Annotated in this window: 20 protein-coding genes and 1 pseudogene; 12 read left to right on the top strand and 9 right to left on the bottom strand. The window is 53.7% G+C overall.

What is annotated here, in order from left to right:
* Window positions 1-12: 12 nt before the first annotated feature.
* Both AAHK21_RS02080 and AAHK21_RS02075 read right to left on the bottom strand, forming a co-directional pair.
* A complete protein-coding gene (locus AAHK21_RS02080; RefSeq protein WP_367856237.1) occupies window positions 13-657 on the bottom strand; it encodes a 4Fe-4S single cluster domain-containing protein in 645 nt (214 codons plus the stop codon).
* Window positions 658-659: 2 nt separating this feature from the next.
* The gene (locus tag AAHK21_RS02075) at window positions 660-2,492 is read right to left on the bottom strand and encodes an AAA family ATPase (RefSeq protein WP_367856236.1); all 1,833 of its coding nucleotides are present in this window, start codon (window positions 2,490-2,492) and stop codon (window positions 660-662) included.
* A gap of 350 nt (window positions 2,493-2,842) precedes the next feature.
* Here AAHK21_RS02075 and AAHK21_RS02070 point away from each other — a divergent pair, with 350 nt between their 5' ends.
* The 3 genes from AAHK21_RS02070 (at window position 2,843) to AAHK21_RS02060 (ending at window position 4,789) form a co-directional block, all read left to right on the top strand.
* Window positions 2,843-3,514, top strand: coding sequence for a hypothetical protein (locus AAHK21_RS02070; RefSeq protein WP_367856235.1), 672 nt, complete (start codon window positions 2,843-2,845; stop codon window positions 3,512-3,514).
* Window positions 3,507-4,214: an RES family NAD+ phosphorylase gene (locus AAHK21_RS02065; protein WP_367856234.1), complete on the top strand. Its 708-nt coding sequence runs from the start codon at window positions 3,507-3,509 to the stop codon at window positions 4,212-4,214. The genes AAHK21_RS02070 and AAHK21_RS02065 overlap by 8 nt, the downstream gene beginning before the upstream one ends.
* A gap of 74 nt (window positions 4,215-4,288) precedes the next feature.
* Window positions 4,289-4,789 (top strand): hypothetical protein, encoded by a 501-nt coding sequence (locus AAHK21_RS02060; RefSeq protein WP_367856233.1) that lies wholly within the window; start codon window positions 4,289-4,291, stop codon window positions 4,787-4,789.
* Window positions 4,790-4,867: 78 nt separating this feature from the next.
* On the opposite strand, the gene AAHK21_RS02055 is transcribed toward AAHK21_RS02060, so the two are convergent.
* Window positions 4,868-4,999 carry a hypothetical protein gene (locus AAHK21_RS02055; RefSeq protein ID WP_367856232.1) on the bottom strand — a complete coding sequence of 44 codons (132 nt, stop codon included), beginning with the start codon at window positions 4,997-4,999 and terminating at the stop codon, window positions 4,868-4,870.
* An 89-nt stretch (window positions 5,000-5,088) separates the two neighbouring features.
* Window positions 5,089-7,461: a hypothetical protein gene (locus tag AAHK21_RS02050; RefSeq protein WP_367856231.1), complete on the bottom strand. Its 2,373-nt coding sequence runs from the start codon at window positions 7,459-7,461 to the stop codon at window positions 5,089-5,091.
* A 497-nt stretch (window positions 7,462-7,958) separates the two neighbouring features.
* On the opposite strand from AAHK21_RS02050, the gene AAHK21_RS02045 reads away from it, so the two are divergent.
* The 4 genes from AAHK21_RS02045 (at window position 7,959) to AAHK21_RS02030 (ending at window position 10,751) form a co-directional block, all read left to right on the top strand.
* On the top strand, window positions 7,959-8,387 hold the full coding sequence (locus AAHK21_RS02045) for a hypothetical protein (RefSeq protein WP_367856230.1): 429 nt from the start codon (window positions 7,959-7,961) through the stop codon (window positions 8,385-8,387).
* A gap of 259 nt (window positions 8,388-8,646) precedes the next feature.
* Window positions 8,647-9,264: a TetR/AcrR family transcriptional regulator C-terminal ligand-binding domain-containing protein gene (locus tag AAHK21_RS02040; RefSeq protein WP_367856229.1), complete on the top strand. Its 618-nt coding sequence runs from the start codon at window positions 8,647-8,649 to the stop codon at window positions 9,262-9,264.
* A gap of 61 nt (window positions 9,265-9,325) precedes the next feature.
* Window positions 9,326-9,727: an NUDIX domain-containing protein gene (locus tag AAHK21_RS02035; protein ID WP_367856228.1), complete on the top strand. Its 402-nt coding sequence runs from the start codon at window positions 9,326-9,328 to the stop codon at window positions 9,725-9,727.
* 289 nt (window positions 9,728-10,016) lie between these two features.
* Window positions 10,017-10,751, top strand: coding sequence for a class I SAM-dependent methyltransferase (locus AAHK21_RS02030; RefSeq protein ID WP_367856227.1), 735 nt, complete (start codon window positions 10,017-10,019; stop codon window positions 10,749-10,751).
* Between the two features lie 204 nt (window positions 10,752-10,955).
* Here the strand turns inward: AAHK21_RS02030 and AAHK21_RS02025 are convergent, their stop codons facing one another.
* Window positions 10,956-11,882, bottom strand: a complete 927-nt coding sequence (locus AAHK21_RS02025) for a LysR family transcriptional regulator (RefSeq protein WP_367856226.1) — start codon at window positions 11,880-11,882, stop codon at window positions 10,956-10,958.
* 463 nt (window positions 11,883-12,345) lie between these two features.
* Between AAHK21_RS02025 and speB the strand changes: the two genes are divergently transcribed.
* Window positions 12,346-13,305: an agmatinase gene (speB, locus tag AAHK21_RS02020; protein WP_367858933.1), complete on the top strand. Its 960-nt coding sequence runs from the start codon at window positions 12,346-12,348 to the stop codon at window positions 13,303-13,305.
* A gap of 191 nt (window positions 13,306-13,496) precedes the next feature.
* Here the strand turns inward: speB and AAHK21_RS02015 are convergent, their stop codons facing one another.
* Window positions 13,497-14,237, bottom strand: a complete 741-nt coding sequence (locus tag AAHK21_RS02015; RefSeq protein ID WP_367858932.1) for an aminoglycoside phosphotransferase family protein — start codon at window positions 14,235-14,237, stop codon at window positions 13,497-13,499.
* A gap of 211 nt (window positions 14,238-14,448) precedes the next feature.
* The gene (locus tag AAHK21_RS02010) at window positions 14,449-15,672 is read right to left on the bottom strand and encodes an MFS transporter (RefSeq protein ID WP_367856225.1); all 1,224 of its coding nucleotides are present in this window, start codon (window positions 15,670-15,672) and stop codon (window positions 14,449-14,451) included.
* 500 nt (window positions 15,673-16,172) lie between these two features.
* Here AAHK21_RS02010 and AAHK21_RS02005 point away from each other — a divergent pair.
* Window positions 16,173-16,366, top strand: a pseudogene (locus AAHK21_RS02005) (transposase); the annotation flags it as partial.
* Window positions 16,367-16,469: 103 nt separating this feature from the next.
* Here the strand turns inward: AAHK21_RS02005 and AAHK21_RS02000 are convergent.
* Window positions 16,470-17,237, bottom strand: coding sequence for an NAD(P)H-dependent oxidoreductase (locus AAHK21_RS02000; RefSeq protein ID WP_367856224.1), 768 nt, complete (start codon window positions 17,235-17,237; stop codon window positions 16,470-16,472).
* Window positions 17,238-17,313: 76 nt separating this feature from the next.
* Here AAHK21_RS02000 and AAHK21_RS01995 point away from each other — a divergent pair, with 76 nt between their 5' ends.
* Window positions 17,314-17,682, top strand: a complete 369-nt coding sequence (locus AAHK21_RS01995; protein ID WP_367856223.1) for a winged helix-turn-helix transcriptional regulator — start codon at window positions 17,314-17,316, stop codon at window positions 17,680-17,682.
* A 60-nt stretch (window positions 17,683-17,742) separates the two neighbouring features.
* Here the strand turns inward: AAHK21_RS01995 and AAHK21_RS01990 are convergent, their stop codons facing one another.
* Window positions 17,743-18,630: a LysR family transcriptional regulator gene (locus tag AAHK21_RS01990; protein WP_367856222.1), complete on the bottom strand. Its 888-nt coding sequence runs from the start codon at window positions 18,628-18,630 to the stop codon at window positions 17,743-17,745.
* Window positions 18,631-18,763: 133 nt separating this feature from the next.
* Between AAHK21_RS01990 and AAHK21_RS01985 the strand changes: the two genes are divergently transcribed.
* Together AAHK21_RS01985 and AAHK21_RS01980 are read left to right on the top strand one after the other, a co-directional pair.
* A complete protein-coding gene (locus tag AAHK21_RS01985; RefSeq protein ID WP_367856221.1) occupies window positions 18,764-19,975 on the top strand; it encodes an MFS transporter in 1,212 nt (403 codons plus the stop codon).
* A gap of 916 nt (window positions 19,976-20,891) precedes the next feature.
* Window positions 20,892-21,839, top strand: a complete 948-nt coding sequence (locus AAHK21_RS01980; RefSeq protein ID WP_367856220.1) for an alpha/beta hydrolase family protein — start codon at window positions 20,892-20,894, stop codon at window positions 21,837-21,839.
* The last annotated feature ends 31 nt before the right edge of the window (window positions 21,840-21,870 follow it).

Genomic DNA, 21,870 nt, shown 5'->3' with positions numbered 1-21,870 from the left:
GGTGTACTCCACTCAGCGGCGTCGCGACGTGTGTGCGCTGATCTGTAAATGATGGCCTTGTTCATGCAGCAGATCGCGTAAGCGCAATAGGTCGTCACGTCGTGGTATGCCGGCCATCCAGACGCTGCCACTTTCGTCAAACATCAGGTCGAGCGCCTTGTCGGTGGGTTCGAGCAGGCGTTCGTAATGACCCAGGCGTGCCCGGCCCAGTGGTGTGAGCAGGCTCAGGCGTTGATTGTCACTGCCGCGCAAAGCCATGGTCTGACTGAGAGCTTCGATATAGGGGTCGCTGATCAAGGCATCTATCAAGCCGTTGGTCTGGAGCAACGACTTATCGAGTTGCTCTAGGGAGTAGCCACTGTAGACCAGGATGTCGAGCTTGCTGAGCCGACGCAGGCCTTCGAGCAGTGATCGCAGGGCGTCGAGCTGGTCGAACGGTTCCCCTCCGGAAATGGTGATTCCTTCGGCCTCGTGCAGCCAGGGGGTTATCTGTTCAAGCAGTTGTTCCAGCGACAAGCGTCGGTGCCCGGGGCCCCAAGTATCAGCAGAGATGCAGCCTGGACAGCGGATGCTACAGCCCTGGAACCAGATACCGATACGCCGCCCTGGGCCGAGGGTAGTGACCGGAAAATGCATGCGCGACAGACTAAGGTCCATGTTCAGCGACGTTCCATCTTCAGTCCGGTGATGTCCAACTCGGTGATCGTGAAGTGCTCGCCCGATTGCGCGTCCTGATCGAACAGTGCCCGCGACAGGGGATTGAGCAGGCGTGCCTCTAACTGGTTGCGGATGCCCCGGCCACCGTTGGACAGGTCCTGCAGACAGAGGTTGTGCAGTGTCTGGCGTGCCTGGGGGGCCAATTCGATAAACAGGTTCTGTCCCTGCAGGTCGTCGAAGGTGGCGTTGACCATCTGTTCGAAGATCTGCACTGCAACACCTTCGCGAATGAAGTCGAAGACGATGATGTTCTCGCCGATTCGATTGAGGATTTCCGGTCGGTTGAGCACCAGCTTGAAATATCGGTCGATTTCGCTGTGCACCTTGTCCTGGACTTGTTCGAAGGCTTCGCCCGGCAGGACGTTGGCAACGCGTTCGCCATTGTCCCCCTGGCGATAGATCCCCAGGTTGGAAGTGAACACGATCAGGGCCTCCGAAAAGTACACCCGATCACCGCGGCCTGAAGTCAGCACTCCGTCGTCGAGGATCTGCAGGAACTTGTCGAGAATCCTTGGGTGAGCTTTTTCGATTTCATCGAATAACACCACGCTGAACGGCTTCTCGCGGATAGCATTGGTCAGTTCACCGCCGACGTCATAGCCGACGTAGCCGGGCGGTGCGCCGATAAGGCGTTGATCGGCATGTTCGGCGCTGAATTCCGACATGTCGAAGCGGATATATGCACTTTCGTCGCCGAACAGCAGGCTGGTAATCGTTTTGGCAAGTTCGGTCTTGCCCACGCCGGTCGGCCCCGCGAGAAAGGCTACGCCCCGTGGACGGTTGCCCTTGCGACTGGCGCCGACGCCTGTCATCGCACGCTTGACGATGTCGAGCATGTGCGTCACCGCATGCTCCTGGCCTTTGACTCGCTGGTGGACGAGCGCATCCGCATGCCGGATACGCTGACGGTCGATCTTCAGCCACGGGTCCTCGGTGACACCGATCTTATAGCGGCGCACCGCATCGGCAATCTGCTCCATGGCTACACCCTCGACCCGCGCCAGTTGCGCAATGGCACTGAGATCGAGCAGTAGCAACCCCTCGGTGTTCTGAACTAAGGCTTCCACAGCCTGATGCATGACCACTTCGCTGGTGCCCTGGCTGCCACTGAGCCCCCTGAGCAAGGCCGGTGCCAATGCACGGCGGGACAATTGATCGGGTTTGGACACGGGAATGTGGCGCAGGCGCGGGTTGTCGACCAGCAACCAGTCGGGCAAATCGCCTTCTTTTTCCACCAGCCAGAGCAGGGTATTGAAGAACGGTTTGCGCAGCTCCGTGGCCGGACGGCTGCGAGCCTGATGGGATTGCACCAGGGCCTGGGTGAAGAGTTGGTGTTCAGCCGCGCTGAGGGAATCGTTGCGAACCACCAGGCGTGAGGCGAAATCGATGATCAGCGCGATAGGTTCGCCAGCACGGCCCACCAGCCGTGGCAAGGTGGCGCCCAGCAGATCGATACCTGCGGGGGCTGCGCCATTTACCGGAGTTAGGCCAAGTTCCTGAAGCAACGTCTGGCCAGCTTCAGGGGCGGAACCGGGTTTGTCGATTGCCCGGAAACCGGACACGGGATCCCAGGCGATGACCTGCGTGTAGCCGGCATCGAGCAGGGCATTACAGAGGGTTTGGTTGAAGCTCTGCGCAGTCACTGTGCCGGGCGCCACTTCACTCGCCTGCAGGTCGCGAATGTTGCCTGAGAGGACGAATTGGCTCTTCAGCGGCAAGAAGCGAAGAAGATCTCGTAGCCAACGTGGGCTTTCAAATATGGCAATCCCTGACATGTTTCAGCTCGTAACGTTGGGTCGGTACGGGCAGGGTATTGCTCAATGCGCCCATTTGCCAGTGTGCTGCTACGAAAAGTGGTGTTGAGAGAGCGCTTCTAAGGGGGGCGCTCGTTTCATAGGGAGGCGTTACGCAACTTGATCGAGGATCCGTCGGCGTACGAGCTGGACGCGAAGGGTATCGATCCCCGCGAAGCTTCTTGCTCCCGAGTCATTGCGCTGATCAACGACACGGCGTGCTCAGCTCAAACCTATCTATGCATCCATGAGGAATGCGGTTAGCTCAGCGCTAGAGTTATCAAGGATATGCTACTATTGGATAATGCAGATAACCGGTGAGGAGATTTTCCATGAGCGTTACAGAGCAATCGGGCGTCTCAACCTTGGTAGGTACACCTAAGGAGGCTCGGGCTAGCTTGAGCCGCTCGCATGCGGATCGAGTGCTGGTCGTGTCTTTCGATCGTATCAAGCTCGGCGTATTTGAAGCGTTGGCGGAAAACTTTGCCCATGTGGCCTCCTCGATGTATGAGGTGCTGCAGGAGCGCCAGGACCCGAAGGCGCTGGAGCGTCTGGCCGAGGTGTTTGTGACGCGCAAGCCGCCTTCTCCTCGCCTGCTCAAGGAAGCGGCGATGCTGGTACAAGCCCGCAAAGCCGTGTTGGAGAGCGGTGATTGGTTGACCGCAGCAGATATTGCGCAGGTGGCCCAGTTGAGTACCCGTAACCCGAGTGCCCAGCCCAACAAATGGAAAAAGCAGGGGCAGATCTTTGCCATCAATCACGGAGGGGTCGACTATTTCCCTGGTTACGGCTTGGATCCGGACGCAGGCTATCGGCCGTTCAAGGCACTAGCCAAAGTCATTGAGGCTTTCGGCGGCCACAAGGACGGCTGGGGTCTGGCTTACTGGTTCCGGTCAGATAACAGTTTTCTGGGTGGTAAAAGGCCCCAGGACCTGCTGGCATCGGCGCCTGAGCGGGTGATTGCTGCCGCACTGGATGAGATCCAAGGCATTGTCCATGGCTAAACAGCGTACCGAGTCCAGCGAGGGTGTGGCGACACCGGCCACGGATTTGGCGGAGTCCGTCACCCCGGTGCCTGCGGCTACGCTGCACGTGACTCTCACGGTGCTTGCCAAGGGCGACGTTCTCCATCGTGTGCATCAGGAAAAATATCAGCCGGATCAATTCAATCCCGGCGTGCATGGAAATGCACGCTTCAGCCCCATTCAGGATGATCAGGGGCGGGCGATTCCTACCTTGTATGGTGGCACGACAGTTGAGTGCGCCTTGATGGAGACCGTCTTTCATGACGTACCCCACACCGCTGGCTTCAAGAGTTTCGACAAAGTCAAGCTGGTTGGGCAGGTGCATTCAGCTGTCCAGGTTAGCCAGCCGCTGCACCTGGTTGATCTGTCCAGTGTCCCCCTGCGTAAATTGGGCGTCACTCGCAAGCAATTGATCGACACTGAGAAAGATCAATACCCCGCAACGCGCAAATGGGCTGAGGCGATTCACCGTCAATACCCGGATGTACAAGGGCTGTCTTGGGTATCGCGACAGGATGATTCGGGACGCGCGGTGGTGCTGTTCGGTGACAGGATTCCGGGCGGTGCGCTTAATTCGCAAGGGGCGTCGCGCAGCTTGATCGAAGACTCGACTGTGTTTGACTCGGTGCTAGATCTAGCAGACCGGATTGGGGTCGTCATCGTCGCGGGAAAAAGCTGAGTGGTGTTCATTAATCGTTGCTGCTCCGAGCAAAGCCAGCGCAGATCCAACGAGTACGCACGATGAGGATTGACATGTTCAAGGTTAAAAAAATACGTCCAAAATTGCACGTTGTTGCGAGGGCATCCCGGGAGCTGGCACTCGCCTTCGCATTGGGAGGAGTGCCAGTTCTGTTAAATTCAGAGTCGTCAGCACAGTTCAAGGCAATGCTGGACCTTTTACTCGCCGCACCTTTTTTGATGGGCTACTACGCGTGGCTATGTTTAGCATTCGCGGTGGCTGCAATTGTTAAATACAAGTGGAGGTTCATGTCCGCTCGGTATCAGCGTTGGCTCGACGCTGTGCATCTTTTTTTAGGTGACATTGGTGGGAGTTTTTTGACAGCAGGCAGAACGGGTTTAGGAGCTATACTGGGATTTTTAATGGTCTGGCACTGGGTCGAACCGAACTCGTTGAACGCTGAGCATGCAATTCGTACGCTTGTCATGGTATTCAGTCTCACTTTACTTAGTGTGATGCTGGCGTTGGGTGAAGAGACTTTGAAAGATCCAAAGCAAGCAGCAGCCATTAAATAGCCTCCGCATTATGCGGTCATGCTAGAGCCTGACCAGACTCAGCTCGCACGCCCGATTCTGGCCAGACTATGAGCGTTTTTACTTACGCGCCGAAAACTCAGCTATCCAGTTGTGCAACGCGGTAACATCAGCCTCAAACACCACCAGCTCAAGCGCGCTGCTCGGCAGTTCTTCTGATTGAGCATGCTCGAATACGGAGTAGCGGGTCATCAAATCGTCAATGAATGAGCAGTCATCAGTGGTTACCTTGGCAACTTTATGTAGCTTGCCCTGGGTATTGATCGCGCGGCGGAAGCGCCCTACGACATCTGCCAGCAGAATGAACTCGATTGTTTCTCTACGATGATTCTGAAATCGCTGCAAGCACTCTTGGCGAGTACCTCATAGCTATCGACTTCGGCGTTTTCCTGATGCTTTTTCAGGTGCTTGATCGTGTGGTCGATCAGGCCTTTCAGTGCGTTGGCTGGTTTTGCGTCGCGGGCACTTTGAGTAGCCACGATGCCGGCGGTTTTATCCATCCTACGAAGCGAGGTGAGCGATGGTTTTACGGCAGGCATGCCGGGAGTCTTGGACAATTTGTCTGTGACGGAATCTATTAGGGAAACCAGCGAAAGTCGGTGGGTAAAAATAATGACCTGTCTTGTATGTGATAGCTGTACCAGGCGCTCCACGACTTTTTCTTCGAAATCTTGGTCAAGTGATGAGATCGGGTCGTCGAAAATGAAAGGGGCCAACTGATTGGAACCCGTTGTATCAGCCAGGAATGCAGCGAGTGCAGCTATTCGTGTCTCGCCCTCGCTCAGGATGTACTCTGGGCCATGAGTGCCATGAGCACCTACGAGATTCAAGCCGAAGGTGATTTTTCCCTTGCCCCCGGATTTGCTTTGCGGTGATACGGGAATACGATGACCTCCCAAGAGCTTCAGCTCGCTCACAAACCGAGTCTGATAGCCTGCATCCAATTCGGTCTTGGCTAGCTCATTCTTTTTAGTTGTCAGGGAATTCGTCGCTGCCGAGCGTGATGCTTTGTCTAGGGATGCCACTGCGGTGAGTCGGTCCTTCTCGGCGACGATAGAAGACTTGTTCTGCGAAAGCCATTGTTTCGCCTGAAGCGTCAGCACTCGCTGATGCATGACTTGACGGTGCTCATCATTCTGCAGTGCGACCAAACTTGCTTCTTCAGTAGTCAAGGTGACGGATTTCTTCTTCACCGCATCGTTGATGTTCAACCAATCAAAAGGCTGCTGGTCGACAAGGGGAGTACCTTGCGCAAGCCGCTCCAATCGTGTCTTCAGCGAGCTGAGCCAAGATTCTGCTTCCGCCTTCTCAAAGCCCAGGGTGGACATATGGAGGAGCCAATCCGCTTGAGCAGGAAGGGCAGGGATACGGCGCTTACGTTCGGTTAGCGCTGTTTCAGCTTTCTTTGCGGCTGTTTCCAGGCCGTCGGTTACAAACTTTTCAAATCCAGCCAGCCGTGCCTTTGCCGCATCGTCGAGGTCTTGATGGCAAAGCACGCAGCGTGACTCAGGTGACACATTTGGGAAAGCCGACTCAGGATAAGCCGCGGCGGTGGAATACGCGCGAGCGTGCTCCCACATTTGCTGCCAGGTTGCTGAGCCGACACCCTCAAGCTCTGCTTTCCCAAAAATAGCTGTCGCAGCCTCTTCACTGACTTTTCGTGCTTTCACGGCTTTGTCGTTCAAGTCGACTAGCTCGAGCGCAGCTGTATCGTTCGATCCTAGCTGGAGGGTCGACATCGTCATTTCGATGCTTCTCAGTGCAGTTTTTTCTTTGCCTATAGCCTGGAGTCGGCCAGAAATATCCTTCTCGGCGAGAAGTGCTTCTTTCTCGATTCGCTCACGATCAAGCTCCACGGTGTAAAGGCACTCTTTGTCTATGCTCGACGCTGTAGTCGTGCTTTTGAGTGTCTGCAACCATTTAGCTTCGGCAGTGGAGGAGAGGGAGCCAGGCACGGCAGGGAGGGCTCCGTTCAGTCGTTCCTTCTCCCTGGTTAACTCCGCGTTTACCGCGTCTGCGGTGGTGATGAGCGCCGACACAAACTTCATGCGGCTTGGCTCGTAGCAAGCTTCAGTCCGTCCCATGTACTGCTGAGCGGCTTTACTGTCGAAGACTTGAGCCTGCCTCAATGCCTTATGAGGGCCACTTGGAATGTCCCAGTGGACATCGACAGAATTTCCGTCCACTGAGACTTTGAAGTGAGCACGGCATTCCGTGGGGATAGGATCGAAGACATTGCTCCGTATCTCGTCCTTGGAACGAGATCCGCAAACCTGCTTCAGCAGCCGTGCAAACCCGCTCTTTCCAGTGCCATTTTGGCCGTAGATGACGGCGAGGTTCGAGCTGCCGAACGGAAGATTGGCTCCAGCCTTGATGGCGTTCAGACCATGTATATCGAGGATTTCGTCAATCCTAACTGGAGGTCTGGTTGCGGCTTGAGACAGTGTGCCAGGCACTATGCCCAGAAAGCCTGGGTCAGGTTGACCTTTGGCCTCAAGCTGGCAGAGCCTAGACAGCTCCTTGATTTCCCCTTCGTTCAGCTGGCGCTTCGCATCAATCATCATGCGTGCAGCAGTCTGCAACCACTTTGGGCGACCATTTAGCCAAGATTCAAAGTCATCCATCACTACCGGCTCTTGTTCAATCGTCGACATTCTTCCTACCTCACGGCTAAATCTGTGAGCGTAGGTGGAGAATGGCTCTTGGCCAGTATTTGGTTGGAGGCTTGACAACAAAATGTAAATTGGAGAGTTGGGCCTCAAATAATGGCCATGCGTGAGGAGGGGACGATCTCCGCCTTAGCTCTGGCGGCATGTCAACGTGCCCCCATGAAACTATTTGAGGGGGATGGGAAGACAAGAGTCCAGCCAACCCGCCTTACATGATTAAGCCGGATGCCACCTGTGTGGCAGCAACTACCGCAGCTTAGTAAAGCTCCGTAATTGATTTGAGGGCCGCCGATGGTAGCATCAATGATCGATTTCCGAGCCATCCGACCACATCACGGCAGTCAGCACGCCGGTTTCGAAGAGCTCGTCTGCCAATTTGCCTCGCTCGAGTCTCAGGGAGGCGTACCGTTCCACCGCAAGGGCGCGGGAGCCGACGCAGGACTTGAATGTTATCGATTCGAGCCCAGTGGATCTGAAACTGGATGGCAGGCCAGGTATTTCTTCGAGCTTGGCAGCGGCGAAGCGAGGCAGGGCAGCTCAAGGACTCCTTTGAAAACGCCGTAACCAAACATCCCGCACTCACCACTTTCATCGTATGCATACCTTTCGACTTGTCTGACGGCCGTGTTGAACGCCGTAAGTCTGAGCGCGATCGCTGGGATGACTGGGTGATTGCACGTCAAGCTTACATCGCGCCTCGTAAAGTTGAGATCCAACTCTGGGGCGGCTTCCAGCTTACAGAACGACTCTCGCGGAATGATCCGCTGTATGTGGGACGTCCTACCTATTGGTTCGATCTCCCTCATTTTGGGTGCGAGTGGTTTAAAGACCGGTTTTCGATCAGCAGTGCCGCTCTCGGTCGTCGCTACACGCCAGAACTTAATATGAGCTACCTATTCGCCAGGCGTTAGTCGCATTCGCACGAGATCCGGATTTCGCCTGCAAGATCATTGGTTGGGCTGACGATCTCGATGAGGCGAGACATCGTTCGCTACGCAGCATCGGCGCCGCGCTGTAGGGAGCATTTGATATAGATTTCACCGCGCTCGGCGACCAAATGGCTGGGACAGCTGGGCATTGGGGATGCCTTCCATAGGTTTTACAAATAGTATACGATACGATACGGGTCGTATCGTATATTGCCGCTATGCTCACTTGGGAATAAGACACATGCAGCACAATCAGGTATTCCCGCAATCCAGCAAGGTACCTGCTGGACGTCCACGTAGCGAGGAGGCTTCTGCTGCCGCTCTGAAAGCCGCCTTGACAATTGCCTATGAGGATGACCTCAGCAAGGCAACTATTGAGCGTATCGCTCAAAAAAGTGGAGTTTCAAAGGCTGCGCTCTATCGACGCTGGCCCAATGCATGGGCAATCGTTATGGAGGCATTTTTCAAAGATCTGGCGCCTTCGTTGGAATATGACCGTGAAATCAGAATTACCAATGCGTTCAAGATGGTGACTGGAAATCTAATCAGCGAAATGCATGGCCCGAAGGGAGTTCTGTTGTCGAAGCTCCTTGCAGCAGCGCAGATGGATGCCAGCTTGCAACGTGCTTTTCTGGAGAAATGGATCAACCCGAGACGAGTTGCTGCAAAGGGGATCATTGAAAGAGCAAAGCAACGCGGCGAAATTCGGCGAGACGTCGATCCTGACATACTGATTGATACAATTTATGGGGCGATCTACTACCGAATGTCGATTGCACACTCCCCTGTGGAAGAGAGGTATTCAAGTGATCTTGTTGACATGATTTTCTCGGGGATTTTGATTACATCATCTCCGTGAGACTTCCAGCAGAGAACGTATTTCGGCCGTTTCAATCACTACATTTTTCCTGGGGGAGAATATGGGTAAAACGACACGCATTGGCTGCGGCGCAGCCATCATTGAAAATGGCAAGATTCTGCTACTTCAGCGGCGGCGCGCTCCAGAAGCCGGACACTGGGGTATGCCGGGCGGCAAAGTGGATTGGATGGAGCCTATCGAGCACGCAGTACGCCGAGAAATATTGGAAGAAGTTGGGCTTGCGCTCAAAGAAATCGCCCTGGTTGGCATAGTAGATCAGATTGACCAGAGCGAAAATGAGCATTGGATTGCGCCCGTATACACCGCCAGTGCGTTCACAGGGGTTGCGCGACTGTTGGAGCCTGAAAAGCACAGTGAGATGGGGTGGTTCGATCTTCGCAACCTCCCGGCTCCGCTCACCTTGGCCACAAAGGGCATTCTTCCCGCGCTCTTGGGTGCATAAATTCGCAGTGGCATCACGTTGAGGGAAATCATTTCATGATTAAACTTACCTTTCGTCCAGTCATACATAACTACGCATCCGTATGCATCACGATTCGATGACTGACGAGAGAAAACGCATTTTCAGAAAAGGAGAATCGCGCAAGGGCACATTCGGAGACGAAGTCCTCAGAATATCAAGCAAAAATTATTGATAACATACCGTAGGGATGTTTACCTGATGCATTTTGAATGCTTTCTGCGTTCCTACGCTCAATCTCAATTGAGGCTAAAGCCGCGCAGATACATATATGAAACAAAACATCTACGATAACGAAACCTTCTTCCAAGGATACAAAGCACTCCGACAAAACGATACGGGGCTCAATGGTGCCCTGGAGATACCTGCAATGCAGGCACAACTGCCCCAACTTTCCGATCTGCACGTGCTAGATATCGGTTGTGGCTTCGGAGACTTCGCGCGCTTGGCCCGTAGCCGCGGAGCGGCGACTGTCACAGGTGTCGACGTTTCCGCTCGAATGATCAAAGAAGCCCGAGCACTGACGGACGACCCTTGGATCAGTTACCACCAAGCTGCGATCGAAGATTTCGTGCCAGTCGAAGATTCTTTCAATCTGGTGGTGTCTTCGATGGCACTGCATTATGTGGCTGATTACGTGCAGGTTATTGACCGGATCTATCGCGCGCTGAAGCCTGGCGGCCGCCTGGTGTTCTCTGTTGAACATCCTATTTGCACCGCTGCCCCAATCGGGTGGATCACGGATGAGAGCGGAAATTTAGGCCATTGGCCGATTGATCGCTACGGCGACGAATCAATACGCTCTACGCGCTGGTTTGTCGATGGCGTATTCAAATATCATCGAACAGTGGCCACGTATGTGAATACCTTACTCCAAGCTGGGTTTCAGCTACTGCATTTAGGTGAGCCCGCTCCCGAACCGGAGCTAGCGGCCAGCAGACCTGAACTGCAAGGGCATCTGCGCCGACCTCCAATTCTCTTGTTGGCAGCGGACAAGCCCGGGTAGTCCACCTGTGCGTTGGATCTCGCGGACACTCATGCGCACCACCGATAAAATGAAGCGATGCGAACAGATCCAACTAACTAATAGCGATGCTCCCTTTCCATCCAATCTCCTACAATGCCCCGCCGCCGCAAACCGTGACGGCATGCGCCAGTTCCTGGTTGCGCAGCGTGCCTTGCGCTCAGTAGGTTGACCGGCACCGGCGGTTCAATGAGCCGGCCTCCTTGATTTGATGAGTCTTTCGGAGAATCCAAACGCGTCGTATATTTCTTCCTTGAAAGCTTGGACTAGAGGCTCTCCTGAGCGACCATTTTTGATTATTAGTGAGAATTCTGCTGTGTATCCGAACTTCTCAGGCATTATGCGAAGTAGGCGGCCTTCATCTTCCCAGCGTTTTGCTAAATGATCTGGAAGATAACCTATGAAGTTTCCAGATAAAATCAGGATGAGCTCGGCTTCCATTGTGTCGATGGTAGCAGAATAACGGGTAAATCCATGGCGTATGCCCTCAGAGTTAGCCCAATATCCACGCTTTATTAGGGCGTACTCTGTTATGTCTTCGGTCGAAGTGTTCTTCAATGAGTAGAGCGGGTGGCGGTCGCTGCAATAAAGCCAGTGTTGCTCAATGTAAAGTGGCGCGTACTTTAGTCCGCTCATTTTTGTTGGCAACGATCCAATTGCAAGGTCGATCTTGCCTTCAAGAACTTCTTTCTGAAGCTCAAACGGACTTAATATCTTTAGGTTAACATGAATCTTATCGCTCTTAAGGCTAAAATTCCCGATAAGCTTAGGTATGTCGAGCTGGTTCTCTGTTAGCATTGAGTCCAGAATCCCTACAGTGATAGTGCCGCGCAACTCACCTTTGAGTTCTGTCACATAATTCTCGAAGTTGTCGATCTGACCGACGAGCTTCTTAGCCTCTTCATATACAAGTTGCCCTTTGCTGGTAAGGCTGAAACCAGCTCTTCCACGGTTGCATAATTGCATGCCCAACTGTAACTCTAGCTGGTTCATATAGGTGCTTATTGCGGATGTGGACATGTTTAGGTCTTGCTGGGATGCCGAAAATCCCCGGTTGTCAACAACCGTTAGAAAAATTCTGACAAGACGGAGATTATATAGCGACTCTTTCATGAGTTTCCCCATAACGATTTGGAAAAGTTACCCCATTAGCCGAATTTCAGCTTGGCGTAGGGTGATGAAATTATATACGACATAGCTCTTGGCAGGTAAAAACTGTGAAGTGGGGTAGGCGTGCGTGTGCGTCACTACCATGGGCAATCGCAGGTTGGGAGCATGCGAATTGATCTCGGCAGGGTACGAGCCTTCAGGAGGCTTGGCGTCGAGCACCAAGATGGATAGTTCAAGATTTTCTGAACAATCAAATCGAAATGGGGAGATGTTAACTTGCGCCACTTTAGGCTTGAATCTTTCTCGAAAGGGTTGTCGTAGCCAAAAAGACGCGCGCTAAAGTCGCGGTGGTGCAGCCGTACCCTATTTGCTGAGCGTAAATGGGTGGCAAGGATCAAATACGTGAGATTATTAATTAAACAATCGCTTCTAGATTGCGCCAGAGGGAAACATGTCTGACTTTAAGATGAAAAATGACATAGTTAGCGGTGAACTATACGACCCACAAAAGCGACCGCGATTTAATGAAATCGCATCCTTCATGCGGGCTCCCATGGCTGAGTCTCTGGATGATGTACATATTGGCTTAATTGGTGTGCCCTTCGATGGCGGTACATCTTTTAGACCTGGTGCACGACTCGGACCTCGAGGCGTTAGGCAGCAGTCATGTCTGATGCGTACTAAAAGTCATTTCTCTGGAATAGCTCCTTTTGATCTATGCAAGGTTCGCGATCTTGGTGACGTTTTCATCGATAGAATGTATGATATCGAAGATGCTCATGCTTGCATTGAACGTTATTATCAAGAGATTTGTGCGCGCAATATCATGCCCCTTACTGTTGGCGGCGATCATTCGATTACTTATCCGATTTTCAAAGCCTTGGCAAAAGATGGTCCAGTAGGCATGGTGCATTTCGATGCCCATACCGACACTTGGGACAGCCTCTACGGATCAAGATTTTTCCATGGCGCGCCATTTCGACGTGCAGTTGAGGATGGATTACTAGATCCGCTGCGTACAATTCAAATCGGCATTCGTGGATCGGAGCATTCTGGTACCCCGAACTTCAGTTTGGAATGTGGCATGCGGGTTATTTTTATTGATGAATTTGATGAGCTGGGTGTTGACGGTGTATTGAAAGAAATTAGGCGAGTTGTGGGATATGGTAAAACCTACATATCATTTGATGTTGACGGTCTGGATCCAGCGTATGCACCTGGGACTGGAACGCCCGAAGCGGGAGGGATCTCGATGCGTGAGGCTCTTCGTCTGATTAGAGGTATGCGTGGACTTAATCTTATCGGTGGCGACGTAGTAGAAGTTGCACCCGATCTCGATCCATCGGGTATCACCGCGCTCAATGCTGCAACATTAATGTTTGAGATGTTGTGCATTCTTTCCGAAGCGCGCTCTAAAACCGTTTGACTGTTCGTGTCCTCACATGGAAATAACTCCACATTAATGATTCATGGCGCTGTCCCCACAGCGTAGGAAGGCAAGGGGCGGAGCAGGCTTAATGCGCTGTGGTCGCTACTCGGCCGGTAGCTGCCTGTCACCAAAGAAACCAACTGCCCGAAGCTGAAAGAAAAAATTTTGGCCTTGCCCTACCGTAAGACTTACAACCCAAGCGCCAACGCTGCAAGCTTCGCCACCCCGAGGGGGGTGGCCGGCTCAATGTCGTCCTCGACCATCCAGGCTGCTGACAACCCGGCCCACGCGAGCACCCATCGCAATAATCGGTGGCAATCGATGTCGGAGACCTGTGTCACGATGCCAATCCGGCGCGCGAAACATCCTGGCGCCAAAGCGCTTTTGCTATCCGGATTGCAGAAAATATTCGCGTAATCGAAGCCGCGATCACCATACAGTCCCTTAGGATCGATAGCGAGCCATCCCTTAGGTCCGAAGTCCAACACATTGCCGTGGTGGATGTCACCATGCAGTACTCTGACATCGCGTGGCGCGCTCAAGAGTTCGCGAGCGGTTTTTGCGCATTGTCCAAAGATCCCTCGGTGTGTTGCTGCTATGCTCCACAGGGCTTCGAATCGTTGCACCAGTGGTACTAAATCAGGAGCCGGTTTTTCGCGTGGTATGTGTAAGCGGCCAGCCACAGCACAGAGAATGCGAGTAGCCTCGTCGTCCTGGCCGCTGCTCACCATGTGCGTAAGCGAGTCCGCGCCGCTCGCGCGCTCCATGAGCAAGACCTCGCCGTCATGAGCCAGCACGGGCGCCGCTCCCTCACCGTTCCACCGTTCCATGAGCCTATTGCCTGCTTGCTCTTCTAGCGCTTGGGAGATTTTCAGCATGGCGGGCAAGCCGTGGTGCCGAACAGGCAGTAGTTTGCCATTGGGCGAGATGAAAGCATCACCGTCGATAGTCAGTTCCCATCGGTCAAGTATTGATCAAACATAAACGCATTAATTTTCGCTTTACTAGAACAAACATTATTGATGAGTGGGACATAGGGCTAAATGTGCGCTTTTGGCCGGTTGCATCCAGTCAGCCTTTCGATGGCATCCGCGCCACTTTGGGCAATTCAAGCATGCCCTAGGTAATTTTGGTTAGCTGTCAGCGCTGAACCACCAGGCTATTACCGACGTTGCGCCCCAGCACAAGCACCGTGGCAAAACCGCAGCACAGCAGGGCTGTGGCTAAAGTCAATAGCACCGAGCTGCCTAGCTGGTCGACGATCTGTCCGCCGAAGAACGAGCCCAAAGCAATAATCACCTGGAACATGGCGACGAGCAGTGGCATACCACGTTCGACATCATTGGGTGCCACCACGAACATCCAGATATTGGCGCAAGCCGGGAACGCGCCAAAGGCGAAGCCCCACAGCACGATCAACATCGCCGCACCGATCTTGCCGGTGGCGAAGTGGGGAAACAGGGCGGTGCTGACAGCAATCATCAACGTCACCAGCAGCAAGGTGTGACGTACGCTTCGGTTGGCGGCGAAGCCGGCAAAAATGTTGCCAATGAATCCGGCCACCCCATAGAGCAGCAGGAGTGAGCCAATCGTTGGCCCATCGAAGCCGACGCTTTGTTTGAAGAACGGTGTGACATAGGTGTACGCGGCAAAATGTGCCAGGCCAATCAGCAGCACTGCGATCAATCCAACCCGAGCTAGTGGGTTGATAAATAATGCCGGCAGGTCGGTGATGCGAATGGCCTTTTCCGGGAGCAGCCGCGGCAGTAGGAATATCTGCGCCAGCAGCACCGGCACACCTACTAGTGCGGTCACCACGAAGGTCATGCGCCACCCCATCAGGCTACTCAGCCAAGCACCTACGGGCACGCCGAGAATGGTGGCCAGGGTTACACCGGCCATGATGATTGAGTTGGCCTTGGCGGCCCCCATGCCATCAGGTGCCAGGCGACCGCTGAGAGCAATGGCAGTGGCCCAGAACCCGCCGATGCTGATGCCCAGCAGCACGCGTCCGAACAGCAGCAAGCTGAGGTCGGCCGCGTAGGCGACCACCGAGTTGGCGATGATCATGACCAGCGTGAGGCCGATAAGCAGATAGCGACGATCCAAAGCGCCAATCCCCACAGACAACAAAGGGGCGGCGATGGCGGCCATGATGCCGGGCAGGGTAACCATTAGGCCGGCTTGGCCTGCACTGATGCCGAGGTCGCTGGCGACATCGTTGAGGACGCCCACCGGGAGAAACTCACTGGTAACCAAGGCGAAGGCACCCACGGCGACCGAGAGAATCGCCAGCCACTGCTGTTTGACGCTCTGTTGAATATGTTCCGGCAGGCTGTGAGGGTTCTGACTGATGCTTGGCATTGTGGGAGGGTCCAAGGAGAGCGTCGCCTGAGTCAGGCGGGAGAGCGTAAAAATCTAGTGACGATTACATGAAACGGTTTTTACCAACTAAGCATGTGCGCCACTAGAAAGTAATCAGCGTGATCAATGCACGGTATGTCATCTCTTTTGAGCTGTAGCCCAACGGCACCGAAGATCTGTGCAGCCTGGGCAAGATTGGCGCTGGCGAGCGCCAGGCCGGTGGCTGCGAGCGCGGATTTCGGTGTTGGGCCCCCTCATCGTTTTGCTTGTAGACCTGAACACAGGACTGATATCTGTCGGTAATTGACAAGACCATAAATGGGAGAACTGGATGGTATTCCTAAGCTAAGGGGGTGCAGGGAGCTGGAAGACTAACACTGTTAGTTTTTGTTTAAAACCCCGTTTAGGATTCTCCGATCAAGTCAGCGTCGGTCGCCCGACCTGTGCTGAAATAGCACCACCGTTCAACCAGCCCCTGACAAGCCTTGCCCAAGAGTCAGCTGAGCTTTTCCGAGTTTGAGTACGCCGCTAAGCCCAAGCAAACCTGTCGTGAGCGTTTCTTGGCCGAGATGGAGCAGGTCGGGTCGCGTTGATCGAGACTCACTATCCAAAGGCCGGTGGTGGTCGTAAACCTTATCCATTGGAAACCATGCTACGCATTCACTTGCTGCAGAACTGGTATTCGCTGAGCGATCAGGGCCTCCTACACAGGTTGGGCCGGGGCAACAGATTGCCCCGGCGGTTCAAGGCGACTAATGTCGCGGGAGATAGGTAAGCATCGAGATAGCTAACGTAACTTAAGTCCAATCAGTGTGCCGAACAAACGGACTATAGACTGGTGCACCCTGTCTCAGGACTTGCTCCTCCGTAAAATCCTCGTCTTGGTTAAACCTCACCAGGGGCCAATCTTGCCAGCATGCTAGCTTCTTTTGATATTCAAGCACCCGTTGTATTAATTGGTCCTGCTGTTGAAGTGCTTCGTCTGCCGCCAGCCCGCCCCGGACACCATGGATTAGATGGGGCTCTAGGACATCAAAGCCAACATAGTGAAGTGCATACATGATAGGCCATAGCATAAGACGCATATCGCCATCTCGCCCATTTGGTGCGCAGGCTTGCATCGATGACCCAGCCGTAGAGGCAAGCAATGCTCTTTTACCCTGCATCGCGCCGTTTGCATGGCGCATTGCACTCTTGTACAGGCCTCCATATACAAATACGCGATCCATCCAGCCCTTGAGGATCGCTGGGGCACTAAACCACCAGAACGGGAATTGAATAATTAACGCGTCCGCTTGGAAAAGTAGTTGAACATGTCGTTCTATTTCCGTAGGTAGTTGATTAAGTTGCCAGTGATGGCGCTGCTCTTGCATGGGGTCGAACTTGCCAAAGTCTTTTCTCGCTTGGTAATGCCAGCTACCTTCGCGAGGGTCGAAGTTTTCCTCATACAGGTCGATGATAACGGCCTGATGTCCTCGCTCCAACCAAGCTTGCCGCGCCTTTTCGGCAAGGTGGGCGTTAAACGATTGTTTCTCAGGATGTGCTAAAACGATCAATGCGCGCATGGCTCGGGCCCTCCAAATGCCGTGATGGTGTACCCGATTTTTTTCTTAAACAACTACGTACCTTGAGGTAACTACAGTGGCTTTCCCCGGTGATGTCTACTCCAAAAAATGCTCAGCTCGCGATGCGCTTGAGCTGATCTCAGGGAAGTGGGTGATGCTCATCCTTCCGGCGCTTGCTCATCGGCCGATGCGAAATGGCGAGCTCCTACGGCGTATCGAAGGCGTTTCGCAGAAGGTTCTTACTCAATCGTTAAGGCAACTTGAGCGCAACGGCTTGATTGAGCGATTGGAGCACTCTGGAAAGATGCTCCACGTCGAATATCGGCTTACCACCCTGGCATTATCACTGGTCGACACCCTCGCTTCCCTCGATCGCTGGGCTGAGTATCACTTCCCAGAACTGGATGCCGCTCGTGCTCGGTATGACGGTGCGAATTCGTCCTAAAGCGAAGCTCAGGGTTCGAGACCCTGTTCGTAGCGCCCTGTACCAGTGAAACTGCGGAACCTATAGTGGAAATAGGTTTTCTACACTGAAGTCAACGAAGGCTCGGATTTTCGATGAGAGATGGCGGCTTGAAGGCCACAATACGTGAAAAACCATGTTGTCGCGGTTGTGGTCCTCCAGGACAGTAACCAAGCTGCCCATCTGCAGCTGCTTGCGCACGGCAATCTCCGGAAGGCAAGCGATTCCCAGGCCTTGTTCGGCGAAACACACTTGTGGGTCGAGGGTATTGGTTACCATGCTCGCAGATAAATCGTTATGTGGTACTTCTCCCGCATTCCACAACGGCCAAACATCTAATTTACCAGTGCTGGGGAAGCGGTAGAACAGGCATTCATGATTGGTCAGATCGTCCGGTTTACTTGGGGTGCCGGACTGGTCAAAGTATGCTGGTGAGCCTACGATCACTTTGCGGCAAGCGCCAAGTCTCCGCGCCATCAGACGTGAATCTGCCGGTTCGCCGGTTCGGATCACTGCGTCAAAGCCTTCCTCGATGAGGTCCACCACGCGATCCGTGTAGTCGATGTCGAGCTCGACATCGCGATAGCGCCGCTTGAATTCAGCTAGCTTAGGCATGAACACCGTACCTACTGAAGGAAGGCTGATGCGCAGCTTGCCCGTTGGGGCGGCCTGGGTTTGCAGTAGCTCTGCTTCGGCCGACTCCACTTCGCAGAGGATGCGGCGGCAACGGTCCAGAAAAAGCTGACCCTCCGGAGTCAAGTTGACTGTGCGAGTGGAACGGTGAAACAGCCGCACGCCTAATCGGGCTTCCAAGCGCACGATGGCTTTGCTGACAGCGGATGCCGAGATGCCAAGTTGTTTGCCCGCAGCGGTAAAACTACGAGCTTCACCCGCGCGAACGAACACGCCCAGTGCGCCAAGATTTTCCATACAGATCCCAATTGATGACTAGTGAGTCATAAGTCTTTTGAACGGTAGCCCGTTTTTTACCTGTGCGTGCGTGTCGCACACTGTCGACATCTTCTGCGCGCTAACGGCGCGCCCGACATCAAGGGGGGCGAAGGTGGCAACAAATACCACAAGTGGAACCACGGGAACACTACCGATAGGTGCCTTATTGGCCTTGGCGATGGCCGCCTTTATCACGCTGCTGACCGAGATCATGCCCGCGGGTTTACTCTTACCCATTGCAGAGGGGTTGGGGGTAACACAGAGTTTTGCGGGACAATTCATAACCGCTTACGCAGCAGGCGCTCTGGTCTCAGCTGTTCCAATGACAACCCTGACGCAAGGACTACAACGCCGCCCATTGCTATTGTTTGCGATAACGGGGTTTAGCGTGGTCAATCTAGTCGTCGCGGTGACTGACAGCTATGTGATTGCCTTGATCGCTCGTTTTTTCGCCGGCGTTTTTGGAGGCATCGTGTGGTCTTTGCTGGCTGGATATGCGGTGCGCATTTCGCCATCGCATCTTAGCGGCCGCGCGATTGCTATCGCCGGTGCCGGTGCAACGATAGCGCTGGTACTCGGAGTGCCAATCGGCTCCCTTATAGGTCGGACTATTGGTTGGCAAGGATCTTTCGCGCTAATGAGTGCGCTTGCGCTGGTCCTCAACATCTGGATTGTGGTCATAGTTCCAAACATTCCAGGCTCCAGCAAAGAACAAAGGCAAACAATTGCTGGTGTCTTCCTAATGAGCGGAATTCGTTCAGTGTTATTCGTGGTTTTCGCAGTTGTTGTTGCGCACAATGTCATTTACATATACATCGAACCCTTTCTTCAGCATGCCGAACTGGCCGGCGTGGTGGATGTTGTACTGTTCATATTTGGAGCCGGCTCTATCATCGGTCTTGGAATTGTTGGTGCACAGGTTGATCGCCAACTGCAGCGACTCACCGTAACTAGCATATCGACATTTATCCTCGCTTCGCTGTTAATGGGCATTTGGGGGGGCGTACCTCAGATCGTTCTGCTCTCGACTTTCCTCTGGGGTATGTCCTTCGGTGGATTTGCTACGATCACCCAAACGGCGCTGTCCCGCTTCGCAAAAGGATCCATCGACATTGCGCAATCCATGTACACAACATGCTGGAATGCCGCGGTTACGACCGGTGGCGTCGTTGGGGGCGTCCTGCTCGATAGAGCGGGTACAGGCTCAATGGCATGGGCTGCTATGGGTATTCTTGTCGTTTCATTACTTTGTACAGTTTTAGTGATGAATAAACGTCTAGCGACGCAGAGCACCGAGCAAGGGGAGGCTGCTAGGCTAGTTTAGAAATTACGCCCACGAAGAAGATGTAGAGCAAAGAAGCAAGCGACCTGCTTGTGTTCGAAACAAAAATCAGCATCAAGGCAAGCCAGCGGCATCTCATAGCCCGGGGCTAAGAGTTCAATTTAAGGAAAGAGTTATTTGCAGGATGAATATCGAGATCCGATGGCTCACGGGTTTGATCAGAGTATCCGGGTGGGGGAGGATCATTCATCGGGTTTTATTCAGCACAAGTTGACTTCCAATACCCATGTGCTTTGCGCGAGCCCGCATCGAGGCAATGATGGTCAACATCGCTATGTCAATAGGGCTGTGTACGCAGATGATGAGGCTGTAGGGTTTATACAGTATTACCCAAATCACGGGACGGCAGACCGGATGAGATATTCATCGATCAACTGATGATTGATACCCATCATCAGCACAAAGGGTACGGTGCCCAGGCGGTGAAGCTCGCCCCAAATCAGGTCGCTGAAAAGTTACACAAGCGTTTCAATTTGCTATCTGGAAGGTCATGACGTGATGTGCACGTTCTTTGCACGGCTTGGTTTCAAGGTGGTGGAGCAGGATGAATTTGAAGAAACGATTATGCGGCTTGAACCGGATTGATTGCCCTCGGGAAAGCCTGAGATTCGGCCGATAATCGATCGGTAAGCACTTTGGGCAGTCGTTGGCCCCGATCAAGCCTGCAGCGCGCGATGAACAGCAAGCAGCAATCCACTAGACATGTACGCTAAGCCTGGTGTGGCAGACGCTGTTTGCAATTTTCCTGGCGCGCTGTATCCCCGGTAAAAGTCGGTTGCGCAGTAATGGTCACAGAATTTCACAGTCTTTTACAAAGGTGCGCATCAAGCGCAAACTAATGGTGTTAGTCTTGTGGTGTATTGGTATTTCTGTCTAACCCGAATCAACGAGTCATTTAATGAACAGATTATTGCAGGGTGCTTTCGCCCTGTTGTTGGCGCAGTCGGCACACGCCGCGCCGGCTGTCGCTGCCCATGAACTGACGAGGGCGGACGGTTCGACCATTCACTATTACCTGCAGCTGCGTTCCGCTGGGGCAGTCTCGCGCGAGTTACTGGTGGTTATTCAGGGTTCCGATTGCAACAGCGTGCAGCATATTTCTTCCATTGCCGAGCACCTGGGTAACGTTTTGCCCGAGGCGGATTTACTGACCGTTGAGAAGTACGGGATTGATGCATCGTTGCCCTACGAACTCGACCCTGAACGCGCCGATTGCCCCACTGCTTATCTGCAAAACGATAACCTCAAGCAGCGATTGAAGGACTACCGCTCGGTCATTACCCAGGTGCGGAAACAGAACGCCTACCAGCGTGTGGTCGTGCTGGGCGGGAGTGAGGGTGCGGTAGTTGCTGCGTCGCTGGCCAACTGGCCGACGCAGGTGGATGCAGTGGTCTGGCTGAACGGCGGCGGACGCTGGTTTATCGACGATGTGTTGCACAACATCGAAATGTCTTCTGAATCCGCTGCGCAGAAAGCAGAGGGCGTGAAAGAATTTCGTGAATTTGCCGAACATGTCCGATCCGGGCCGGCCACTAGCCTGACAGCCAGTAATCATGGGTACATCTGGTGGAAGCAGATGCTGGAAATTGATCAGTTGGCGATCCTTAAACGCGCGACGGTGCCAATGTTGGTCATGCAAGGCGGCGCGGACCACTCGGTGTCGCCTGCCAAGTTCAACAACATGGCCGAACGGCTTGTAGCCGCTGGCAAAGATAACATCCAGGTCAGGCGTTATCCCTTGCTGGACCACGGCTTTCGGGGGGCGGATAAAAAGAGCCGGATGGGCGAGGTGGCTGATGATATCCGCTCATGGCTGAAAAGCCTCGACCAGGTAAAAGCGGGTTGATTGTCAACCTCAATGCAACGTCAAGTCAGGA

Source organism: Pseudomonas sp. TE50-2 (assembly GCF_040813665.1).
Lineage (GTDB): Bacteria > Pseudomonadota > Gammaproteobacteria > Pseudomonadales > Pseudomonadaceae > Aquipseudomonas > Aquipseudomonas soli.
The sequence above is the reverse complement of the archived record's forward strand: the minus strand, read 5'-3'. Positions and strand labels throughout refer to the sequence as shown.